This is a genomic window from Pseudomonas sp. FP215, assembly GCF_030687795.1.
Lineage (GTDB): Bacteria > Pseudomonadota > Gammaproteobacteria > Pseudomonadales > Pseudomonadaceae > Aquipseudomonas > Aquipseudomonas salmasensis.
In genome coordinates this window covers 1,057,876-1,076,450 of the sequence record NZ_CP117447.1, presented here as the reverse complement: position 1 = coordinate 1,076,450, position 18,575 = coordinate 1,057,876, and the positions used below count along the sequence as shown (strand labels likewise).

The 18,575-nt window shown below is 61.7% G+C and carries 16 protein-coding genes; 14 read left to right on the top strand and 2 right to left on the bottom strand.

Annotated features, from left to right (window positions below):
* Positions 1–37 precede the first annotated feature (37 nt).
* The 6 genes from PSH76_RS04725 (at position 38) to PSH76_RS04700 (ending at position 5,218) form a co-directional block, all read left to right on the top strand.
* Positions 38–634, top strand: a complete 597-nt coding sequence (locus PSH76_RS04725; RefSeq protein WP_044267795.1) for a septation protein A — start codon at positions 38–40, stop codon at positions 632–634.
* A 1-nt stretch (position 635) separates the two neighbouring features.
* Positions 636–935, top strand: coding sequence for a YciI family protein (locus tag PSH76_RS04720; RefSeq protein ID WP_032895552.1), 300 nt, complete (start codon positions 636–638; stop codon positions 933–935).
* A 100-nt stretch (positions 936–1,035) separates the two neighbouring features.
* Positions 1,036–1,713 carry a response regulator transcription factor gene (locus PSH76_RS04715; protein WP_003193803.1) on the top strand — a complete coding sequence of 226 codons (678 nt, stop codon included), beginning with the start codon at positions 1,036–1,038 and terminating at the stop codon, positions 1,711–1,713.
* A gap of 247 nt (positions 1,714–1,960) precedes the next feature.
* Entirely contained in the window at positions 1,961–2,419 is a 459-nt protein-coding gene (locus tag PSH76_RS04710; protein ID WP_305493653.1) for an LTXXQ domain protein, read from the top strand.
* 65 nt (positions 2,420–2,484) lie between these two features.
* On the top strand, positions 2,485–3,831 hold the full coding sequence (locus PSH76_RS04705; RefSeq protein ID WP_305493652.1) for a HAMP domain-containing sensor histidine kinase: 1,347 nt from the start codon (positions 2,485–2,487) through the stop codon (positions 3,829–3,831).
* A 37-nt stretch (positions 3,832–3,868) separates the two neighbouring features.
* Complete coding sequence (locus PSH76_RS04700; protein WP_305493651.1) at positions 3,869–5,218, top strand: CoA transferase; 1,350 nt, start codon at positions 3,869–3,871, stop codon at positions 5,216–5,218.
* Positions 5,219–5,322: 104 nt separating this feature from the next.
* Here PSH76_RS04700 and PSH76_RS04690 read toward each other — a convergent pair whose 3' ends face one another.
* Both PSH76_RS04690 and arcD (PSH76_RS04685) read right to left on the bottom strand, forming a co-directional pair.
* Positions 5,323–6,174, bottom strand: coding sequence for a DNA-3-methyladenine glycosylase (locus PSH76_RS04690; RefSeq protein ID WP_305493650.1), 852 nt, complete (start codon positions 6,172–6,174; stop codon positions 5,323–5,325).
* Positions 6,171–7,598 (bottom strand): arginine-ornithine antiporter, encoded by a 1,428-nt coding sequence (arcD, locus tag PSH76_RS04685; RefSeq protein ID WP_305493649.1) that lies wholly within the window; start codon positions 7,596–7,598, stop codon positions 6,171–6,173. Before arcD (PSH76_RS04685) ends, PSH76_RS04690 begins: the two co-directional genes overlap by 4 nt.
* A 397-nt stretch (positions 7,599–7,995) precedes the next feature.
* Between arcD (PSH76_RS04685) and arcD (PSH76_RS04680) the strand changes: the two genes are divergently transcribed.
* The 8 genes from arcD (PSH76_RS04680) to gcvP all read left to right on the top strand — a co-directional run bounded on the left by arcD (PSH76_RS04680) (position 7,996) and on the right by gcvP (position 18,517).
* Positions 7,996–9,423, top strand: a complete 1,428-nt coding sequence (arcD, locus tag PSH76_RS04680; protein ID WP_032895542.1) for an arginine-ornithine antiporter — start codon at positions 7,996–7,998, stop codon at positions 9,421–9,423.
* A 24-nt stretch (positions 9,424–9,447) separates the two neighbouring features.
* Entirely contained in the window at positions 9,448–10,704 is a 1,257-nt protein-coding gene (arcA, locus tag PSH76_RS04675; protein WP_305493648.1) for an arginine deiminase, read from the top strand.
* Positions 10,705–10,716: 12 nt separating this feature from the next.
* Complete coding sequence (locus tag PSH76_RS04670) at positions 10,717–11,727, top strand: ornithine carbamoyltransferase (protein ID WP_305493647.1); 1,011 nt, start codon at positions 10,717–10,719, stop codon at positions 11,725–11,727.
* Between the two features lie 154 nt (positions 11,728–11,881).
* Positions 11,882–12,811 (top strand): carbamate kinase, encoded by a 930-nt coding sequence (gene arcC, locus PSH76_RS04665; protein WP_032895541.1) that lies wholly within the window; start codon positions 11,882–11,884, stop codon positions 12,809–12,811.
* Between the two features lie 18 nt (positions 12,812–12,829).
* A complete protein-coding gene (locus PSH76_RS04660) occupies positions 12,830–13,192 on the top strand; it encodes a DUF5064 family protein (RefSeq protein WP_032895539.1) in 363 nt (120 codons plus the stop codon).
* A 171-nt stretch (positions 13,193–13,363) separates the two neighbouring features.
* The gene (locus PSH76_RS04655) at positions 13,364–14,872 is read left to right on the top strand and encodes a sigma-54-dependent transcriptional regulator (RefSeq protein ID WP_305493646.1); all 1,509 of its coding nucleotides are present in this window, start codon (positions 13,364–13,366) and stop codon (positions 14,870–14,872) included.
* A gap of 413 nt (positions 14,873–15,285) precedes the next feature.
* The gene (gcvH, locus tag PSH76_RS04650; RefSeq protein ID WP_098950519.1) at positions 15,286–15,669 is read left to right on the top strand and encodes a glycine cleavage system protein GcvH; all 384 of its coding nucleotides are present in this window, start codon (positions 15,286–15,288) and stop codon (positions 15,667–15,669) included.
* Positions 15,670–15,679: 10 nt separating this feature from the next.
* Entirely contained in the window at positions 15,680–18,517 is a 2,838-nt protein-coding gene (gcvP, locus tag PSH76_RS04645) for an aminomethyl-transferring glycine dehydrogenase (RefSeq protein WP_305493645.1), read from the top strand.
* Positions 18,518–18,575 lie beyond the last annotated feature (58 nt).

Here is an 18,575-nt window from a genome sequence, read left to right as displayed (position 1 = left end):
GTTATTATGCCGCCACATCCAGCTTCTGGCTCTTACTGTGAAACAATTCATCGACTTCATCCCGCTGTTGCTGTTTTTCATCGTTACCAAACTCGACCCCAGGGTCATCGAAATCGCCGGCCACGAGCTATCGTTCGGGGGCATCTACAGCGCCACCGCCGTACTGATCGTCAGCTCCATCGTGGTCTACGGCGCCATCTTCATCTCCCAGCGCAAGCTGGAAAAAAGCCAATGGCTCACGCTTATCGCCTGCCTGGTATTCGGCGGCCTGACCCTGGCCTTCCACAGCGAAACCTTCCTCAAATGGAAAGCCCCGGTGGTGAACTGGCTGTTCGCCCTGGTGTTCATCGGCAGCCACTTTATCGGTGACCGCCTGCTGATCAAGCGGATCATGGGGCACGCGCTGACCTTGCCGGAGCCGGTGTGGGTACGCCTGAACGTGGCCTGGATCGTGTTTTTCCTGTTCTGCGGTGCCGCCAACCTGTTCGTGGCCTTTACCTTCCAGGACTACTGGGTCGACTTCAAAGTGTTCGGCAGCCTGGGCATGACCGTATTGTTTTTGATCGGCCAGGGTATCTACCTGTCGCGTCACCTGCATGACACCGCAGCTACCACACCAAAAACCGAGGACTGACATGCTCTACGCCATCATTGCCACCGACGTTGCCAACTCGCTGGAAAAACGCCTGAGCGTACGCCCGGCCCACGTCGAGCGCCTCAAACAGCTGCAAGCCGAAGGCCGCATCGTACTGGCCGGCCCGCACCCGGCCGTCGACAGCAATGACCCGGGCGACGCCGGGTTCACCGGCAGCCTGATCGTGGCCGAGTTCGCCTCCCTGGCCGACGCCGAGGCCTGGGCCAAGGCAGACCCTTACGTTGCAGCAGGCGTCTACGCCGATGTGGTGATCAAGCCGTTCAAGCAAGTCTTGCCTTGAGCCCGGCTGCGTCGAACCTAATCGTTTCGGCGTACTCATAATGGCTCACGGCGTCACCGGTGGGGCCTTCGCCGCCGACAATGGCTAAATTGAGTGAGTCATGAGCGAGCTGTTACTGATAGATGATGACCAGGAGCTCTGTGAGCTGCTGACCAGTTGGCTGAGCCAGGAAGGTTTCCAGGTGCGCGCCTGCCACGATGGCTTGAGCGCCCGTAAAGCCTTGGCCGACAGTGCGCCGGCGGCCGTTGTGCTCGACGTGATGCTGCCCGACGGCAGCGGCCTGGAGCTGCTCAAGCAATTGCGCAACGACCACCCGGAGCTGCCGGTGCTGATGCTCTCGGCCCGGGGCGAACCCCTGGACCGCATCCTCGGCCTGGAACTGGGCGCCGACGACTACCTGGCCAAGCCCTGCGACCCGCGTGAGCTGACGGCGCGCCTACGCGCCGTATTACGCCGCAGCCACCCGGCCGCGGTGTCGACCCAACTGGAACTGGGCGACCTGTGCTTCAGCCCGGTGCGCGGCGTGGTCAGCATCGATGAACAGGAGTTCGCCCTCACCGTCTCCGAAAGCCGCCTGCTCGAAGCCCTGCTGCGCCAACCGGGCGAGCCCCTGGACAAACAGGAACTGGCGCAGATCGCCCTGGGCCGCAAGCTGACCCTGTATGACCGCAGCCTGGACATGCACGTCAGCAACCTGCGCAAAAAGATCGGCCCGCATCCTGATGGCCGGCCAAGGATCGTGGCGTTGCGTAGCCGTGGTTACTACTACAGCCTCTAAACACAATACAGCCCCCTGTAGGAGCGAGCTTGCTCGCGAAAAACGCCAACGATAACGCAGGCATCCTGATTAAACGCGGTGCCTATACGTTCTTCGCGAGCAAGCTCGCTCCTACAGAGACCGGGTTTTGTCAGTTCCTTTCAAACCCGTCTTTACCGAAGCTTTACCCTCCCCTGACCGCCGCTGACCTTGCCCTGCGTAACCTACTCACATCCGGACTCACCGGAATAGAGACAGGAGAATCACCATGCGCAAGACCCTTATCGCTTTGATGTTCGCCACTGCCCTGCCCACCGTTGCCATGGCAATGCCAGAAGGCCCAGGCCCGATGGGTGGGCCTGAAAGCCGCATGATGGGTGGCCCAGGCCACGGTGAACACGGCCAGCGTGGCAAAGGCGGCCCGTTCAGCCAGTTGGACTTGAGCAAGGAACAGCGTGAGCAGATCCGCAAGCTGATGGGTGACCAATGGCACGCCCGCAAAGACCTGACCCAAAAGTACCTGGACAAACTCCCGGCCGCTGACCAGAAGGCCATGCAGGACGAAATCGCCGCCGGCAAGCAGAAAACCCAGGCCGATATTCGTGCGGTGCTTAAGCCCGACCAACAGAAGAAGTACGACGATATCGTCAAGAAGCAAGCCGAGCGCCGCGCCGAATGGAAAGAGTTCCAGGCCTGGAAAGCCCAGCAAGCGCAAAAAGCGCAATAATGGCCTAGCTTCACCCCCAGCCCAGTGGTTCACGCCGCTGGGCTTTTCCTGTTTGAGGGTTTCCTGTGCGTTCATTGTTCTGGCGTATCCTGGCGAGTTTCTGGCTGGCCATCGCCCTGGTTGCCGGGTTATCGATCCTGCTTGGGCACATGCTCAACCAGGACGCCTGGATTCTCAGCCGCCACCCTGGGCTCAACAACCTGGCCCAGGAGTGGACGCAGCTCTACGAAACCCAGGGTGAAGACGCTGCCCAGGACTTGTTGCAGCAGCGCAAACGCCAGTACCACATCGACGTGCAAGTGCTTAACGAAAGCGGCGACCCGGTGGTGCGCGGCACCTTCCCGCGCCGCGCCGCCGCCTTCGAAGCCCGGCAAAACGACAGCCAGGACGGCCACCTGCCCTGGCGGCGCCTGACCGCCGAGTACACCAGCGCCAAAACCGGCGATACCTACCTGCTGATTTACCGTATTCCTCACCCGGAGCTGGACGCCTGGCACCGCAGCAGCCTGCTGTGGCCGCTCAGTGCATTGGCGATTACCCTGGTGGTGCTGACCCTGTTCAGCTTGCTGGTGACCTTGTCCATCACCCGCCCGCTCAGCCGTTTGCGCGGCGCGGTGCATGACCTGGGGCAAACCACCTATCAACAGAACAGCCTGGCGCAACTGGCCAACAGGCGTGATGAATTCGGTGTGCTGGCCAACGACTTCAACCGCATGGGCGCACGCTTGCAAAGCCTGATCGGCAGCCAGCGCCAGTTGCTGCGCGACGTCTCCCATGAACTGCGCTCACCCCTTGCACGCTTGCGTATCGCCCTGGCCCTGGCCGAGCGCGCCAGCCCCGAAGAACGGGAAAAACTCTGGCCGCGCCTGACTCGCGAATGCGATCGCCTGGAAGCCTTGATCAGCGAAATTTTGGTATTGGCACGGGTCGACGCCGACAACGCCAGCGCCGAAGACATCGACCTCAACCCGTTGCTTAAAACGCTGCAAAAGGACGCCCAACTCAGTGCCCCCGAGCAAGTGGTGCAACTGACGACTGCCAATGATTTGCAGCTCAAAGGCTGGCCGACCATGATCGAACGCGCCGTGGACAACCTGCTGCGCAATGCCCAGCGCTTCAACCCGGTGGGCGAGCCGATTCAATTGCAGGCCCAGCATCAAGGCGGGCGCATTCTGATCAGCGTACGCGACCACGGCCCCGGCGTTGAAGCTGAGCACCTGAGCCAATTGGGCGAGCCGTTCTACCGTGCGCCCGGCCAAACCGCCCAAGGCCATGGCCTGGGCTTGGCCATCGCTCGTCGCGCTGCCGAGCGCCATGGCGGCAACCTGATCCTGGCCAACCATCCCGAGGGCGGTTTTATTGCCAGCATCGAACTGCCCTTGATCCCTGGGGTTGCCACACCAGTGGGATGATCTTCTATAGTGGCCCTTCTCTTACGGAGGGCCTTTGATGACTGACCTGCTGACTCCCATCCAAGCCGCACTCGCTCTACCGCACGCCCCACTGCCCCAGACCCAGGCCGGTGCCTTGCCCTCGACCTTTGCCGTGACTGACCTGGCGGCCGCCAGCATCGGCGCCGCCGGCCAAGCCGTCGCCCAGTTGATTGAGCAACAAACCGGGCGCCTGCCCAGTGTCAGCGTGGATAGGCGCCTGGCCTCGTTGTGGTTCTCCTCGTCGATTCGCCCCGTAGGTTGGCAAGTGCCGCCTTTGTGGGACCCGGTAGCGGGTGACTACGCCAGCGTCGATGGCTGGATTCGCTTGCACACCAACGCGCCCCATCATCGTGCAGCGGCCGAGCGGGTATTGGGACCTGCCGCTGATCGCGCAGCCATGGCGAGCAAAGTCGCAACCTGGAAAGCCGCCGAACTGGAACAGGCGGTGGTCGATGCGGGCGGTTGTGCGGCGCAGATGCGTAGCTGGCAAGCCTGGCAGCAGCATCCTCAAGGCTTGGCAGTGAACGCCGAGGCGTTGATCCAGCGCCAGGTCTTCGAACCCGGCATCGACAAACCCTGGCTCGGTTCCGCAGCGCGCCCACTGGCCGGCATCAAGGTGCTGGATTTGACCCGGGTGCTAGCCGGCCCGGTGGCCAGTCGTTTCCTCGCGGGCTTGGGCGCCGACGTACTGCGCATCGACTCGCCCACCTGGAACGAACCTGGCGTGGTGCCGGAGATGACGTTGGGTAAACGCTGCGCCCGTCTTGACCTAAAGAGCCAGGAAGGCCGACAGGTGTTCGAAGCATTGCTCAAGGACGCCGACATCCTGTTCCACGGCTACCGCGCCGATGCCCTGGAGCAACTGGGTTACACCCTTGGCGAGCGGCAACACATCGCCCCCGGCCTGATCGACGTCAGCCTAAACGCCTACGGTTGGAACGGCCCATGGCGTAATCGTCGTGGCTTTGACAGCCTGGTGCAGATGAGCAGCGGGATTGCCGAGGCCGGCATGGCCTGGAAACAGACGGATAAACCACTGCCGCTACCGGTACAAGCGCTGGATCACGCCACCGGCTACTTGATGGCCGCCAGTGCGATCCGGGCGTTGACCGAGCGCCTGGAATCCGGACGCGGCGGTTCGGCGCGTTTGTCGTTGGCGCGCACGGCGAAGTTACTGGTGGAGGCCGGACCAGTGGCACAGCAAGCGGCATTGCGAGAGGAAGACATCAATGACCAAGGCCTGGTCGTGGAGCAGACAGCCTGGGGCCAGGCCCATCGGCTACTGGCGCCGCTGAGTATCAGTGGCACGCCGCTGCAGTGGGATTTGCCGGCGGTGGAACTGGGCTCGCACCGACCTCAGTGGTGACTAATACCCTGTAGGAGCGAGCTTGCTCGCGAAGGTCGCCAACGATAACGCGGGAAACCTGATACACAGCGGCGTTCTCAGGTTTTTCGCGAGCAAGCTCGCTCCTACAGGGTTGTCCACAAATGCTGCGCCGCATACGCCCTCAACGGCCGCCACGCCTCGGCCCGCGCCAATAACTGCCGGGCCGACACTGGCCCACCTTCCAAAGCCGCCAAAGCATTGATCAGCCCGATGTCCCCCGGCGCAAACGCATCCGCCTCGCGCAACTGGCGCATGGCGATGTACTGCGCGGTCCACTCTCCAATCCCCGGCAACGCCACCAGCCGTGCCACGCCATCCTTGAGGCTGGCCTTGGGTTCGAAAAGCTGAGGATCATCCAACAGCGCCTGGGCCACACCAGACAAGGTGCGGCCCCGCGCCTTGGGCATGCCCAGTGTGGCAAGGTCCGCCGCCGCCAGCACTTCAGGTGTCGGAAACAGGTGGGTAATACCGGCGCGCGGGGTTGGCAGCGCCTGGCCATACTGCGCCACGAGCTTGCCCGCCAGGCGAATCGCCGCCACCACGGTGATCTGCTGGCCCAGCACTGCACGAATCGCCAGTTCCAACCCATCCCAGGTGCCAGGCAACCGCAGGCCAGGGCGAGCCACAACCAGTTGCGCCATCAGAGGGTCCTGCGCCAATTGCGCGTTGATTACCTCAGGCACGGCATCCAGATCAAACATCCTGCGCAAGCGCCGCTCGATCTCAGGCATGGCGGCAGGCTCGGGAAAGTCGACCGTCACCTCCAGCCAATCCCCCGCCCCCGGTTCGACGCTGATCCAGCCATGGCGCCCTGCCACACTGATGCTGCGTCGATACACGCCGGCGACCACGGTTTCCAACCCGGTAATCGCCCGCGCCGACAGGAACCCCAGCATCGCCGCCCAGTCGTAGGGCGGTTGATACGCCAATCTCACAGTGACAATACCCCGCTATACAGCCCATACGCGGCGAACCCGGCGCCCGCGATCACGCCGCTGAAAATGCATTTTTCCACGGTGGTAAACAAGGGTTGGCCCTGCTCGCGCTTGGCCAGGGCAAACAGGATCACACCCGGTGCGTACAACAGCGCCGACAGCAGCAAGTACTTCAAGCCCCCCGCATACAGCAGCCAGATCGCGTAGCCAAGGGCAACCAGCCCCACCAGCAGATCTTTCATGCGCCGGCGCTGCCAGCCGGCATAGGTTTCGCCGCGCGCGCTCAATAGCACCGCATAGGCCGCCGACCACAAATAAGGTACCAGGATCATCGACGATGCCAGGTAGATCAGGGTGGTGTAGGTGCTGGCTGAAAACAGCGTGATCACCAGGAATGCCTGGATCATCACGTTGGTCAGCCATAAGGCATTGACCGGCACCTGATTGGCGTTTTCCTTCTTCAGGAACGCCGGCATGGTCTTGTCCTGGGCAGTGGCATAGAGGATTTCCGCGCACAGCAGCGCCCAGGAGAGCAACGCCCCGAGCAACGAAACTGCCAGGCCGAGGCTGATCAATACCGCGCCCCAAGGCCCGACGATATGCTCCAACACACCGGCCAGGGACGGGTTCTGCAATTGCGCCAACTCCGGCTGGCTCATGATGCCCAGGGACAGCACGTTCACCAGCACCAGCAAGGCCAGCACGCCCACAAAACCAATCACCGTGGCGCGCCCCACGTCCGAGCGTTTCTGCGCCCGCGCTGAATACACACTGGCGCCTTCGATGCCGATAAAGACAAACACGGTGACCAGCATCATGTGGCGCACCTGCTCGACCACGCTGCCCATCTGCGGGTTGCCCAGGCCCCAGATATCGCGGGTGAAGATATCCGCCTTGAATGCAACCGCAGCGATCACGATAAACATCAGCAGCGGCACAATCTTCGCCACCGTCGTCACCTGATTGATGAACGCTGCCTCTTTGATCCCGCGCATCACTAGAAAATGCACCGCCCACAGCAACAGCGATGCGCAGCCGATGGCCAGCGGTGTATTGCCCTGGCCGAACGCCGGAAAAAAGTAGCCCAGGGTGCTGAACAGCAAGACGAAATAACCAACGTTGCCCATCCACGCACTGATCCAGTAACCCCAGGCGGATGAAAAGCCCATGTAGTCGCCGAAACCCGCCTTGGCGTAGGCATACACCCCGGAATCCAGTTCGGGCTTACGGTTCGCCAACGTCTGGAACACAAAGGCCAAGGTCAGCATGCCGATGGCGGTGATTGCCCAGCCGATCAGTATGGCGCCCACCTCGGCACGGGCGGCCATGTTCTGCGGCAACGAAAAAATCCCACCGCCAATCATCGAGCCCACCACCAGGGCGATCAGGGCGCTGAGCCGAAGTTTCTGGGCGGGTTGGGACATGCAGGTTCCTCAAAATAAACGGTTGGGCGACAACTGCGCACACACGTAATTCAAATTAATGACGGTGTCATAACATAAGGATATGTAAAGGCGCGAAGTTTAGGCTTATTTAGAATTTAAATACGCCAATTATGAAGTACTCGACAAACAACGTACAAAAAATTTGCACATCCGCAAATAAGAACTAGCGTCAACACCCATGCCCTCGACCAACTGATTAACCACAAAGCAAGTAGCGCTCTAGCAAGCGCCTTTGCGGGACTCGTTCGCCCGTAAAAACCTCAACCTAAGTCGTTAATTCACAATGGAATGTGCCAATGAAGTGATCTGAGTCAGCTGTTTGATTAGCGCACGGAATTATTCTGTGGTCTCTCTTCTCCTGCATTGGAGTCATGCAATGTCTGAAACTCCCGGAAAACTTCGATTAGGCGCCCTGGTCGCACTTGTCGTCGGCTCGATGATTGGCGGCGGCATCTTTTCATTGCCGCAAAACATGGCCGCCAGCGCCGATGTCGGTGCGGTGTTGATTGGCTGGGTGATTACCGCCATCGGCATGTTGACCCTCGCCTTCGTGTTCCAGACCCTCGCCAACCGCAAACCCGACCTCGACGGCGGGGTGTACGCCTACGCCAAGGCCGGTTTCGGCGACTACATGGGTTTTTCATCCGCCTGGGGCTACTGGATCAGCGCCTGGCTGGGCAACGTCGGCTACTTCGTCTTGCTGTTCAGCACCCTGGGCTACTTCTTTCCGGTGTTTGGCGAGGGCAATACGCCTACGGCGGTGATCGCTGCGTCAGTGCTGTTGTGGGCCGTGCATTTCCTGGTGCTGCGCGGGATCAAGGAAGCCGCGTTCATCAACCTGGTGACCACCGTCGCCAAGGTGGTGCCGCTGCTGCTGTTCGTGCTCATCGCGCTGTTCGCGTTCAAGCTGGACATCTTCACCGCTGACATCTGGGGCGTGAAAAACCCGGACCTGGGCAGTGTAATGAACCAGGTGCGCAACATGATGCTGGTCACCGTGTGGGTGTTTATCGGCATCGAAGGCGCGAGCATCTTCTCGTCCCGTGCCGAAAAACGCAGCGACGTGGGCAAGGCCACCGTGATCGGCTTTATCACCGTGCTGCTGTTCCTGATGCTGGTGAACGTGCTGTCCCTGGGGATCATGACCCAACCGGAACTGGCCAAGCTGCAGAACCCGTCGATGGCCGCCGTGCTGGAGCATGTGGTGGGCCACTGGGGCGCGGTGCTGATCAGCGTGGGCTTGATCATTTCCCTGCTCGGCGCGCTGCTGTCCTGGGTGCTGCTATGTGCGGAGATCATGTTCGCCGCTGCCAAAGACCACACCATGCCGGAGTTCCTGCGCAAGGAAAACGCCAACCATGTGCCGGTCAACGCGCTGTGGCTGACCAACGCAATGGTGCAGATATTTCTGGTGATCACGCTGTTTTCCGCCAGCACTTACCTGTCGCTGATCTACCTCGCCACCTCGATGATCCTGGTGCCTTACCTGTGGTCGGCGGCCTACGCCCTGCTGCTGGCGGTGCGCGGCGAGACTTACGAGAACGCCCTCAAAGAGCGCAAGAAAGACCTGTTCATCGGCGCCATCGCCCTGATCTACGCGATCTGGCTGCTGTATGCCGGCGGCACCAAATACCTGCTGCTCTCCGCCCTGCTCTACGCCCCCGGCGCGATCCTGTTCGCCAAGGCCAAGCGTGAACTGGGCAAACCGATTTTCACCCCCGTCGAGAAGCTGATTTTCGCCGCAGTGGTCATTGGCGCCCTGGTGGCGGCCTATGGGCTCTACGACGGCTTCCTGACCCTGTAATTGTTGTTCACTGGAGGATCTGTAATGACCACGGAAAAAGTGAAGTACGGCGTACATTCCGAAGCCGGCAAACTGCGCAAAGTCATGGTGTGCTCCCCAGGCTTGGCCCACCAGCGGCTGACCCCCAACAACTGCGACGAACTGCTGTTCGATGATGTGCTGTGGGTGGCTCAGGCCAAGCGCGACCACTTCGACTTCGTCACCAAGATGCGCGAGCGGGACATTGATGTGCTGGAAATGCACAACCTGCTCACCGACATCGTCGCCAACCCCGAAGCGCTGGACTGGATCCTGGAGCGCAAGATCACCGCCAACACCGTAGGCCTGGGCCTGGTCGACGAAGTCGGCTCGTGGCTGCGCAGCCTGGAGCCGCGCAAAATCAGCGAGTACCTGATCGGCGGCGTGTCGGCCGACGATCTGCCGAGCAGCTTCGGTGGCAAGACCATCGAGATGTTCCGCGATTTTCTCGGCCACGCCAGTTTCATCCTGCCGCCGCTGCCCAACACCCAGTTCACCCGCGACACCACCTGCTGGATCTACGGCGGCGTGACGCTCAACCCCATGTACTGGCCGGCGCGACGTCAGGAAACCCTGCTGACCAGCGCCATCTACAAATTCCACCCTGAGTTCACCAACGCGGACTTCCAGATCTGGTACGGCGACCCCGACCAGGAACATGGCGCCGCGACGCTCGAAGGCGGCGACGTGATGCCGATTGGCAACGGCGTGGTGCTGATCGGCATGGGCGAACGCTCATCCCACCAGGCCATCGGCCAACTGGCGCGCAACCTGTTCCAGAACAGAGCCGTGGAACGCGTCATCGTTGCCGGCCTGCCCAAATCCCGCGCGGCGATGCACCTGGACACCGTGTTCAGCTTCTGCGACCGCGACCTGGTCACCGTCTTCCCCGAAGTGGTCAACCAGATCGTGCCCTTCACCCTGCGCCCTGACGAGAGCAAGCCTCACGGTATCGACATTCAGCGCGAGAAAACCAACTTCCTCGAAACCGTGGCCGCAGCGCTCAACCTCAAGGCTTTGCGCGTGGTCGAGACCGGCGGCAACAGCTTCGCCGCCGAACGCGAGCAATGGGATGACGGCAACAACGTGGTGGCCGTGGAGCCGGGCGTGGTGATTGGCTACGACCGCAACACCTACACCAACACCTTGCTGCGCAAGGCCGGTGTGGAAGTCATCACCATCAGCGCCGGTGAACTCGGCCGTGGCCGTGGCGGCGGCCACTGCATGACCTGCCCGATCATCCGCGACCCTATCGACTACTAAGGAGATTCCATCATGGCTTTCAATATGCGCAACCGCAGCCTGCTGTCGCTGATGCACCACACCACCCGCGAGCTGCATTACCTGCTGGACCTGTCCCGCGACCTCAAACGCGCCAAATACACCGGCACCGAGCGTCCGCACCTGCAGGGCAAGAACATCGCGCTGATCTTCGAAAAAACCTCCACCCGCACTCGCTGCGCCTTTGAAGTCGCGGCCCATGACCAAGGCGCCCACGTCACCTATATCGACCCGGTGTCGTCGCAGATCGGCCACAAAGAAAGCATGAAAGACACCGCCCGCGTACTGGGCCGGATGTTCGATGCCATTGAATACCGTGGCTTTGAACAGGAGATTGTCGAAGAACTGGCCAAGTTCGCCGGTGTGCCGGTGTTCAACGGCCTCACCGCCGAATTCCACCCGACCCAGATGATCGCCGACACCCTGACCATGCGCGAACACAGCGACAAGCCGCTGCATGACATCAGCTACGCCTACCTGGGGGACGCCCGCTACAACATGGGCAACTCGCTGCTGATGATCGGCGCCAAGCTCGGCATGGACGTGCGCATCGGCGCGCCGAAAGCGCTGTGGCCCCATGAAAATTTCATCAAGGAGTGCCAGGCGTTTGCCGAGGAAAGCGGCGCACGCATCACCATCACCGAAGACCCTGCAGAGGCCGTGAAGGGCGTGGACTTCATCCACACCGATATCTGGGTGTCCATGGGCGAACCGGTGGAAGCGTGGGACGAGCGCATCGAGCAACTGCTGCCGTACCAGGTCAACGCCAAGATGATGAAAGCCTCGGGCAACCCTCGGGTGAAATTCATGCATTGCCTGCCGGCGTTCCACAACAGTGAAACCAAGGTCGGCAAGGACATTGCGGCGCGCTATCCGCACCTGGCCAATGGCGTGGAAGTGACCGAAGAGGTGTTCGAGTCGCCAGCCAATATCGCCTTCGAGCAGGCGGAAAACCGCATGCATACCATCAAGGCGATTCTGGTGTCGGCGTTGGCAGACATTTAATTTCCACGGTGTGAACACCGTCAGTGTGGGAGCTGGCTTGCCTGCGATAGCGGTGGGTCTGGCAACAGCAGGTCGCCTGCCAGGCCCTCATCGCAGGCAAGCCAGCTCCCACATTGACCGAGGTGTTCATGCGTTCCCTGAAAGGACATTCTGTATGCGCATCGTCGTAGCCCTGGGCGGCAACGCCCTCCTGCGTCGTGGTGAACCCATGACCGCAGACAATCAACGGGCCAACATCCGTATCGCCACCGAACAGATCGCCAAGATCCACCCCGGCAACGAACTGGTGATCGCCCACGGCAATGGCCCGCAAGTGGGCCTGCTGTCGTTGCAGGCAGCGGCCTATACCAGCGTCTCGCCTTACCCGCTGGACGTGCTGGGCGCCGAGACCGAGGGCATGATCGGTTACATCATCGAACAGGAACTGGGCAACCTGCTGGACTTTGAAGTGCCGTTCGCCACCCTGCTCACCCAAGTGGAAGTGGACGCCAAAGACCCGGCCTTCCAGAACCCCACCAAGCCCATCGGCCCGGTGTACGCCAAAGCCGAAGCCGAGAAACTCGCCGCCGAAAAAGGCTGGGCCATCGCGCCCGACGGCGACAAATACCGCCGCGTGGTCGCCAGCCCGCGCCCCAAACGCATCTTCGAAATCCGCCCGATCAAATGGCTGCTGGAGAAAAAAGCCATCGTGATCTGCGCCGGTGGTGGCGGCATCCCGACGATGTATGGCGAAGATGGCAAGCTGCGCGGCATTGAAGCCGTGATCGACAAAGACCTGTGTTCCTCCTTGCTGGCCACGCAACTGGAAGCTGATTTGCTGGTGATCGCCACCGACGTCAACGCCGCCTTTATCGACTTCGGCAAGCCCACCCAGAAGGCCATCGGCCAGGCCCACCCGGACGACATGGAAAAACTCGGCTTCGCTGCCGGCTCCATGGGCCCCAAGGTCCAAGCCGCCTGCGAGTTCGCCCGCCAGACTGGCAAAACCGCGGTGATCGGTTCACTCTCGGACATCGAAGCTATCGTCCAGGGCAGCGCCGGCACCCGCATCAGCACGGCAACACCTGGCATCACCTACCTGTGAAGTTGAGGAGAAACGCCTATGGCTATCTTTGAACCCGGCCACCTGCATATCGAGCGACACGCGCTGAACAAGGACGATGTCAGCTACGACCTGTGCCTGGACTACGAAGTCTTCACGGATGAGCGCGAAGGCAAAGGCATGCAGTTCACGCTGCATGGGAGCATTCAGGGCAAGGCCATGAAAGAGACCTTTTTCCTGCCCAAGGACCAGGCCTACAACTTCGCCAGCAATGTGACCAAGATTGTCGAAAAATACGGCATTCCCAAGACCCATAGCAGCGTCGGCTCGCAGCACAAGCACTACGATCTGATGTTCGAGGATGTGCGCAAGCAGTTGGATATGAAATCCGGCGACCCGGTCAAACCCGAACACCTGGAATAAAAACACCGCAAATCCCTTGTGGGAGCGGGCTTGCTCGCGAATGCGGTGGATCAGTCAATAACCGGTTGACTGACCCACCGCATTCGCGAGCAAGCCCGCTCCCACATTTTGATCTCCACTCGCTCCAAGGCATACTTGCCGCCTCTGCTCTTCAGAATTGCCAATCGCCCCATGCGTATCCACGTCAGCTTCATCGACCGCGTCGGCATCACCCAGGAAGTCCTGGCCTTGCTCGGTGGGCGCAATCTCAATCTGGATGCGGTGGAGATGGTGCCGCCCAACGTCTATATCGACGCGCCGACCCTCAGCGCCGACGTGCTCGAAGAGCTGCGCGACGCGTTGTTCAGCGTGCACGGCGTGCAGGCGGTGAAGGTGGTCGACATCCTTCCGGGCCAGCGTCGCCACTTGCAACTCGACGCCCTGCTGGCGGCCATGACCGACCCGGTGCTGGCCCTGGACAGCGCGGGCAAGATTTTGCTGGCGAACCCGGCATTGATCGCCTTGTACGGGCGTGAACCGGCCGGCGAAAGCATCGCCGAGCTGTTCGATGACGCGGCATTGCTGGAGACCCTGCTGGAGCAGGGCTTTCGCTTGCCGCTGCGCGAGATCAGCGTGAACGGCCAGACCTTGCTGCTGGGCGCCACGCCGATCACCGACGCCGGCGCCCTGCTCACCCTCTACCAGCCCAACCGTATCGGCGAACAACTCTCTGCGCTGCACCATGACCACGCCGAAGGCTTTGATGCACTACTGGGCGAGTCCCCGGCGATCCGCACGCTCAAGGCCCGGGCGCAACGGGTGGCGGCGCTGGATGCACCACTGCTGATCCAGGGCGAAACCGGTACCGGCAAAGAGCTGGTGGCCCGCGCCTGCCATGCAATCAGTACGCGCCACAGTGCGCCGTTTCTGGCGCTGAACTGCGCGGCACTGCCGGAAAACCTCGCCGAAAGCGAATTGTTCGGCTATGCGCCCGGCGCCTTTACCGGCGCGCAACGCGGTGGCAAACCGGGGCTGATGGAGCTGGCCAACCAGGGCACGGTGTTCCTCGATGAGATCGGTGAAATGTCGCCCTACCTGCAAGCCAAGCTGCTGCGCTTTCTCAATGACGGCAGCTTTCGTCGCGTGGGCGGCGACCGCGAAGTGAAGGTCAATGTGCGCATCCTCAGCGCCACCCACCGCGACCTGGAAAAGATGGTCAGCGAAGGCACCTTTCGCGAAGACCTGTTCTACCGCCTCAACGTGCTCAACGTCGCCGTACCGCCCTTGCGTGAACGCGGCCAGGACATCCTGCTGCTGGCGCGCTACTTCATGCAGCAAGCCTGCGCGCAGATCCAGCGCCCGGTCTGCCGCCTGGCGCCGGGTACTTATCCAGCCCTGCTGGGCAACCACTGGCCGGGCAACGTGCGGCAGTTGCAAAACGTGATCTTCCGCGCTGCCGCCATCTGCGAAAGCAGCCTGGTGGACATCGGCGACCTGGACATCGCCGGCACCTCCGTGGCGCGCCAGAGCGATGGTGAAGTCGACAGCCTGGAACAGGCCATGGAAGATTTCGAGCGCAGCCTGCTGGAAAGCCTCTACAGCCGCTACCCCTCGACCCGCCAACTGGCCAGCCGCTTGCAAACCTCCCACACGGCGATCGCCCACCGCCTGCGCAAGTACGGCATACCCAACAAGCCCTGAGCCATGCTTTATCCACTGTAGGAGCGAGCTTGCTCGCGAAAAACCCGAGGGCGCCAGGTTCATCCAGGCTTCCCGCGTCATCGTTGACGATTTTCGCGAGCAAGCTCGCTCCTACAATGGGCGCATTACAGTTTTGGTCTGAGAACGACATTCCGTGTACTGAAAGCGCTACAGCGTAACGATATCGCTACAACCCTGTTTTTTGCGCGCCATGCAAGGCTTTGATCCGCATAGGCTTTTTTTCCTGCGCCCAACTGTAGCGAAATCGCTACAGCTTACTCAGCCAGCCTTCTCGCGAAATTTATTAACCTGTTGATCTATAACGACTTAATAACATTGGCCGCGATATTGCTAAGCAACTCCCCATTATTCCAATCCCGTCCACCAGACGATTCTGGCCCTGAGGAGTTTCCATGAGCGAGTTGCGTTTCACTGAAGATCACGAATGGCTGCGCGCCGAAGCCGATGGCAGCGTCACCGTGGGTATCACCGCGTTTGCGCAGAACGCGCTGGGTGATGTGGTTTTCGTGCAACTGCCGGAGTTGCAGGCCTATGCCAAGGGCGCCGAAGCCTCCACCGTGGAGTCGGTCAAAGCCGCCAGCGGTGTGTACATGCCGTTGGACGGTGAAGTCCTCGAAGTCAACGACAAGCTCGATGGCAGCCCGGAACTGGTCAACGAAGACCCGATGGGCGAAGGCTGGTTCTTCCGCTTTAAACCCGCCGATGCCGATGCAGTGGCTAAGCTGTTGGATCAGGATGCGTACGACCGCCTGATCAAAGCCAACGCTGAAGCTTGAGGAGCGCGCCATGACCGTTAATCTGACCACCGCCAACGAATTCATCGCCCGCCACATCGGCCCGCGCCAGGCAGATGAGCAGCAAATGCTCGCCAGCCTGGGGTTTGATTCCCTCGAAGGCCTGAGCGCCAGCGTGATCCCGGAAAGCATCAAGGGCACCAGCGTACTCGGCCTGGAAGACGGCCTGAGCGAAGCCGAGGCCCTGGCCAAGATCAAGGCCATCGCCAGCCAGAACCAACTGTTCAAGACCTACATCGGCCAGGGCTACTACAACTGCCACACACCGTCGCCGATCCTGCGCAACCTGTTGGAAAACCCAGCCTGGTACACCGCCTACACGCCCTACCAGCCAGAGATTTCCCAAGGCCGCCTGGAAGCCCTGCTCAACTTCCAGACCCTGATCAGCGACCTCACTGGCCTGCCGATCGCCAACGCCTCCCTGCTCGACGAAGCCACTGCCGCCGCCGAAGCCATGACCTTCTGCAAGCGCCTGAGCAAGAACAAAAGCAGCCACGCGTTCTTCGCATCGGTGCACAGCCATCCGCAAACCCTCGACGTGCTGCGCACCCGTGCCGAGCCACTGGGCATCGATGTGGTGGTGGGCGATGAGCGCGAACTGACCGACGTCAGCCCGTTCTTCGGCGCCCTGCTGCAATACCCGGCCAGCAACGGCGACGTGTTCGACTATCGCGAACTGACCGAACGCTTCCACGCCGCCAACGCACTGGTCGCCGTGGCCGCCGACCTGCTGGCCCTGACCCTGCTGACGCCGCCAGGCGAATTCGGCGCCGACGTCGCCATTGGCAGCGCACAGCGCTTTGGCGTGCCACTGGGCTTCGGTGGCCCGCACGCGGCGTACTTCTCCACCAAGGATGCGTTCAAGCGCGACATGCCAGGCCGTCTGGTCGGCGTTTCCGTCGACCGCTTCGGCAAGCCGGCCCTGCGCCTGGCCATGCAGACCCGCGAGCAACATATCCGCCGCGAGAAAGCCACCAGCAACATCTGCACTGCCCAAGTGCTGCTGGCCAACATCGCCAGCATGTACGCCGTGTACCACGGCCCCAAAGGCCTGACCCAGATCGCCCAGCGCATTCACCAGTTGACCGCGATTCTGGCCAAGGGCTTGACGGCACTGGGCCAGAACGTCGAGCAGGCACACTTCTTCGACACCCTGACAATCCACACCGGCGCTCACACTGCCGCCCTGCACGACAAGGCCCGCGCCCAGCGCATCAACCTGCGTGTGGTGGATGGCGAGCGCGTTGGCCTGTCGGTCGACGAAACCACCACCCAGGCCGATATCCAGGCCTTGTGGGCGATCTTCGCCGACGGCAAAACCCTGCCGGCCTTTACTGCCACCGACAGCACCCTGCAGAGCGCATTGCTGCGCCAGTCGCCGATCCTCAGCCACCCGGTGTTCAACCGCTATCACTCGGAAACCGAGCTGATGCGCTACCTGCGCAAACTGGCCGACAAGGACCTGGCACTGGACCGCACCATGATCCCGCTGGGCTCGTGCACCATGAAGCTCAACGCCGCCAGCGAAATGATCCCGGTGACCTGGGCCGAATTCGGTGCCCTGCACCCGTTCGCTCCCGCCGCGCAAAGCGCCGGCTACCAGCAACTGACCAGCGAACTGGAAGCCATGCTCTGCGCGGCCACCGGTTACGACGCGATCTCCCTGCAGCCGAACGCCGGCTCCCAGGGTGAATACGCAGGCCTGTTGGCCATCCGCGCCTATCACCAGAGCCGTGGCGAAGAACGTCGCGACATCTGCCTGATCCCGTCGTCAGCCCACGGCACCAACCCGGCCACCGCCAACATGGCCGGCATGCGCGTGGTGGTCACCGCTTGCGATGCACGCGGCAACGTCGACATCGAAGACCTGCGTGCCAAGGCCATCGAACACCGCGAGCACCTCGCCGCGCTGATGATCACCTACCCGTCCACCCACGGGGTGTTCGAGGAAGGTATCCGCGAAATCTGCGGGATCATTCACGACAACGGCGGCCAGGTATACATCGACGGCGCCAACATGAACGCCATGGTCGGCCTCTGCGCACCGGGCAAGTTCGGTGGCGATGTGTCCCACCTGAACCTGCACAAAACCTTCTGCATCCCCCACGGCGGTGGCGGCCCGGGCGTTGGCCCGATTGGCGTCAAGTCGCACCTCACGCCGTTCCTGCCCGGCCACGCAGCCATGGAACGCAAGGAAGGCGCGGTGTGCGCCGCGCCGTTCGGCAGCGCGAGCATTCTGCCGATCACCTGGATGTACATCAGCATGATGGGCGGCGCCGGCCTCAAGCGCGCGTCGCAGTTGGCGATCCTGAATGCCAACTACATTTCCCGTCGCCTGGAAGAGCACTACCCCGTGCTGTACACCGGCAGCAATGGCCTGGTGGCCCACGAATGCATCCTGGACCTGCGCCCGTTGAAAGACAGCAGCGGCATCAGCGTGGACGACGTGGCCAAGCGCCTGATCGATTTTGGTTTCCACGCGCCGACCATGTCGTTCCCGGTGGCTGGCACCTTGATGATCGAGCCGACCGAAAGTGAATCCAAGGAAGAACTGGACCGCTTCTGCGACGCCATGATCGCCATCCGCGAAGAGATTCGCGCGGTGGAAAACGGCACCCTCGACAAAGACGACAACCCCCTCAAGAACGCGCCGCACACGGCAGCGGAACTGGTGGGCGAATGGAGCCACCCTTACAGCCGTGAACAAGCGGTGTACCCGGTAGCATCGTTGATCGAAGGCAAGTACTGGCCGCCGGTTGGCCGGGTCGACAACGTGTTTGGCGATCGCAACCTGGTGTGTGCGTGCCCGTCGATCGAGAGCTACGCCTGATAATGCCCCACCTGTAGGAGCGAGCTTGCTCGCGAAGAACCTGAGATCGCCGCTCAAA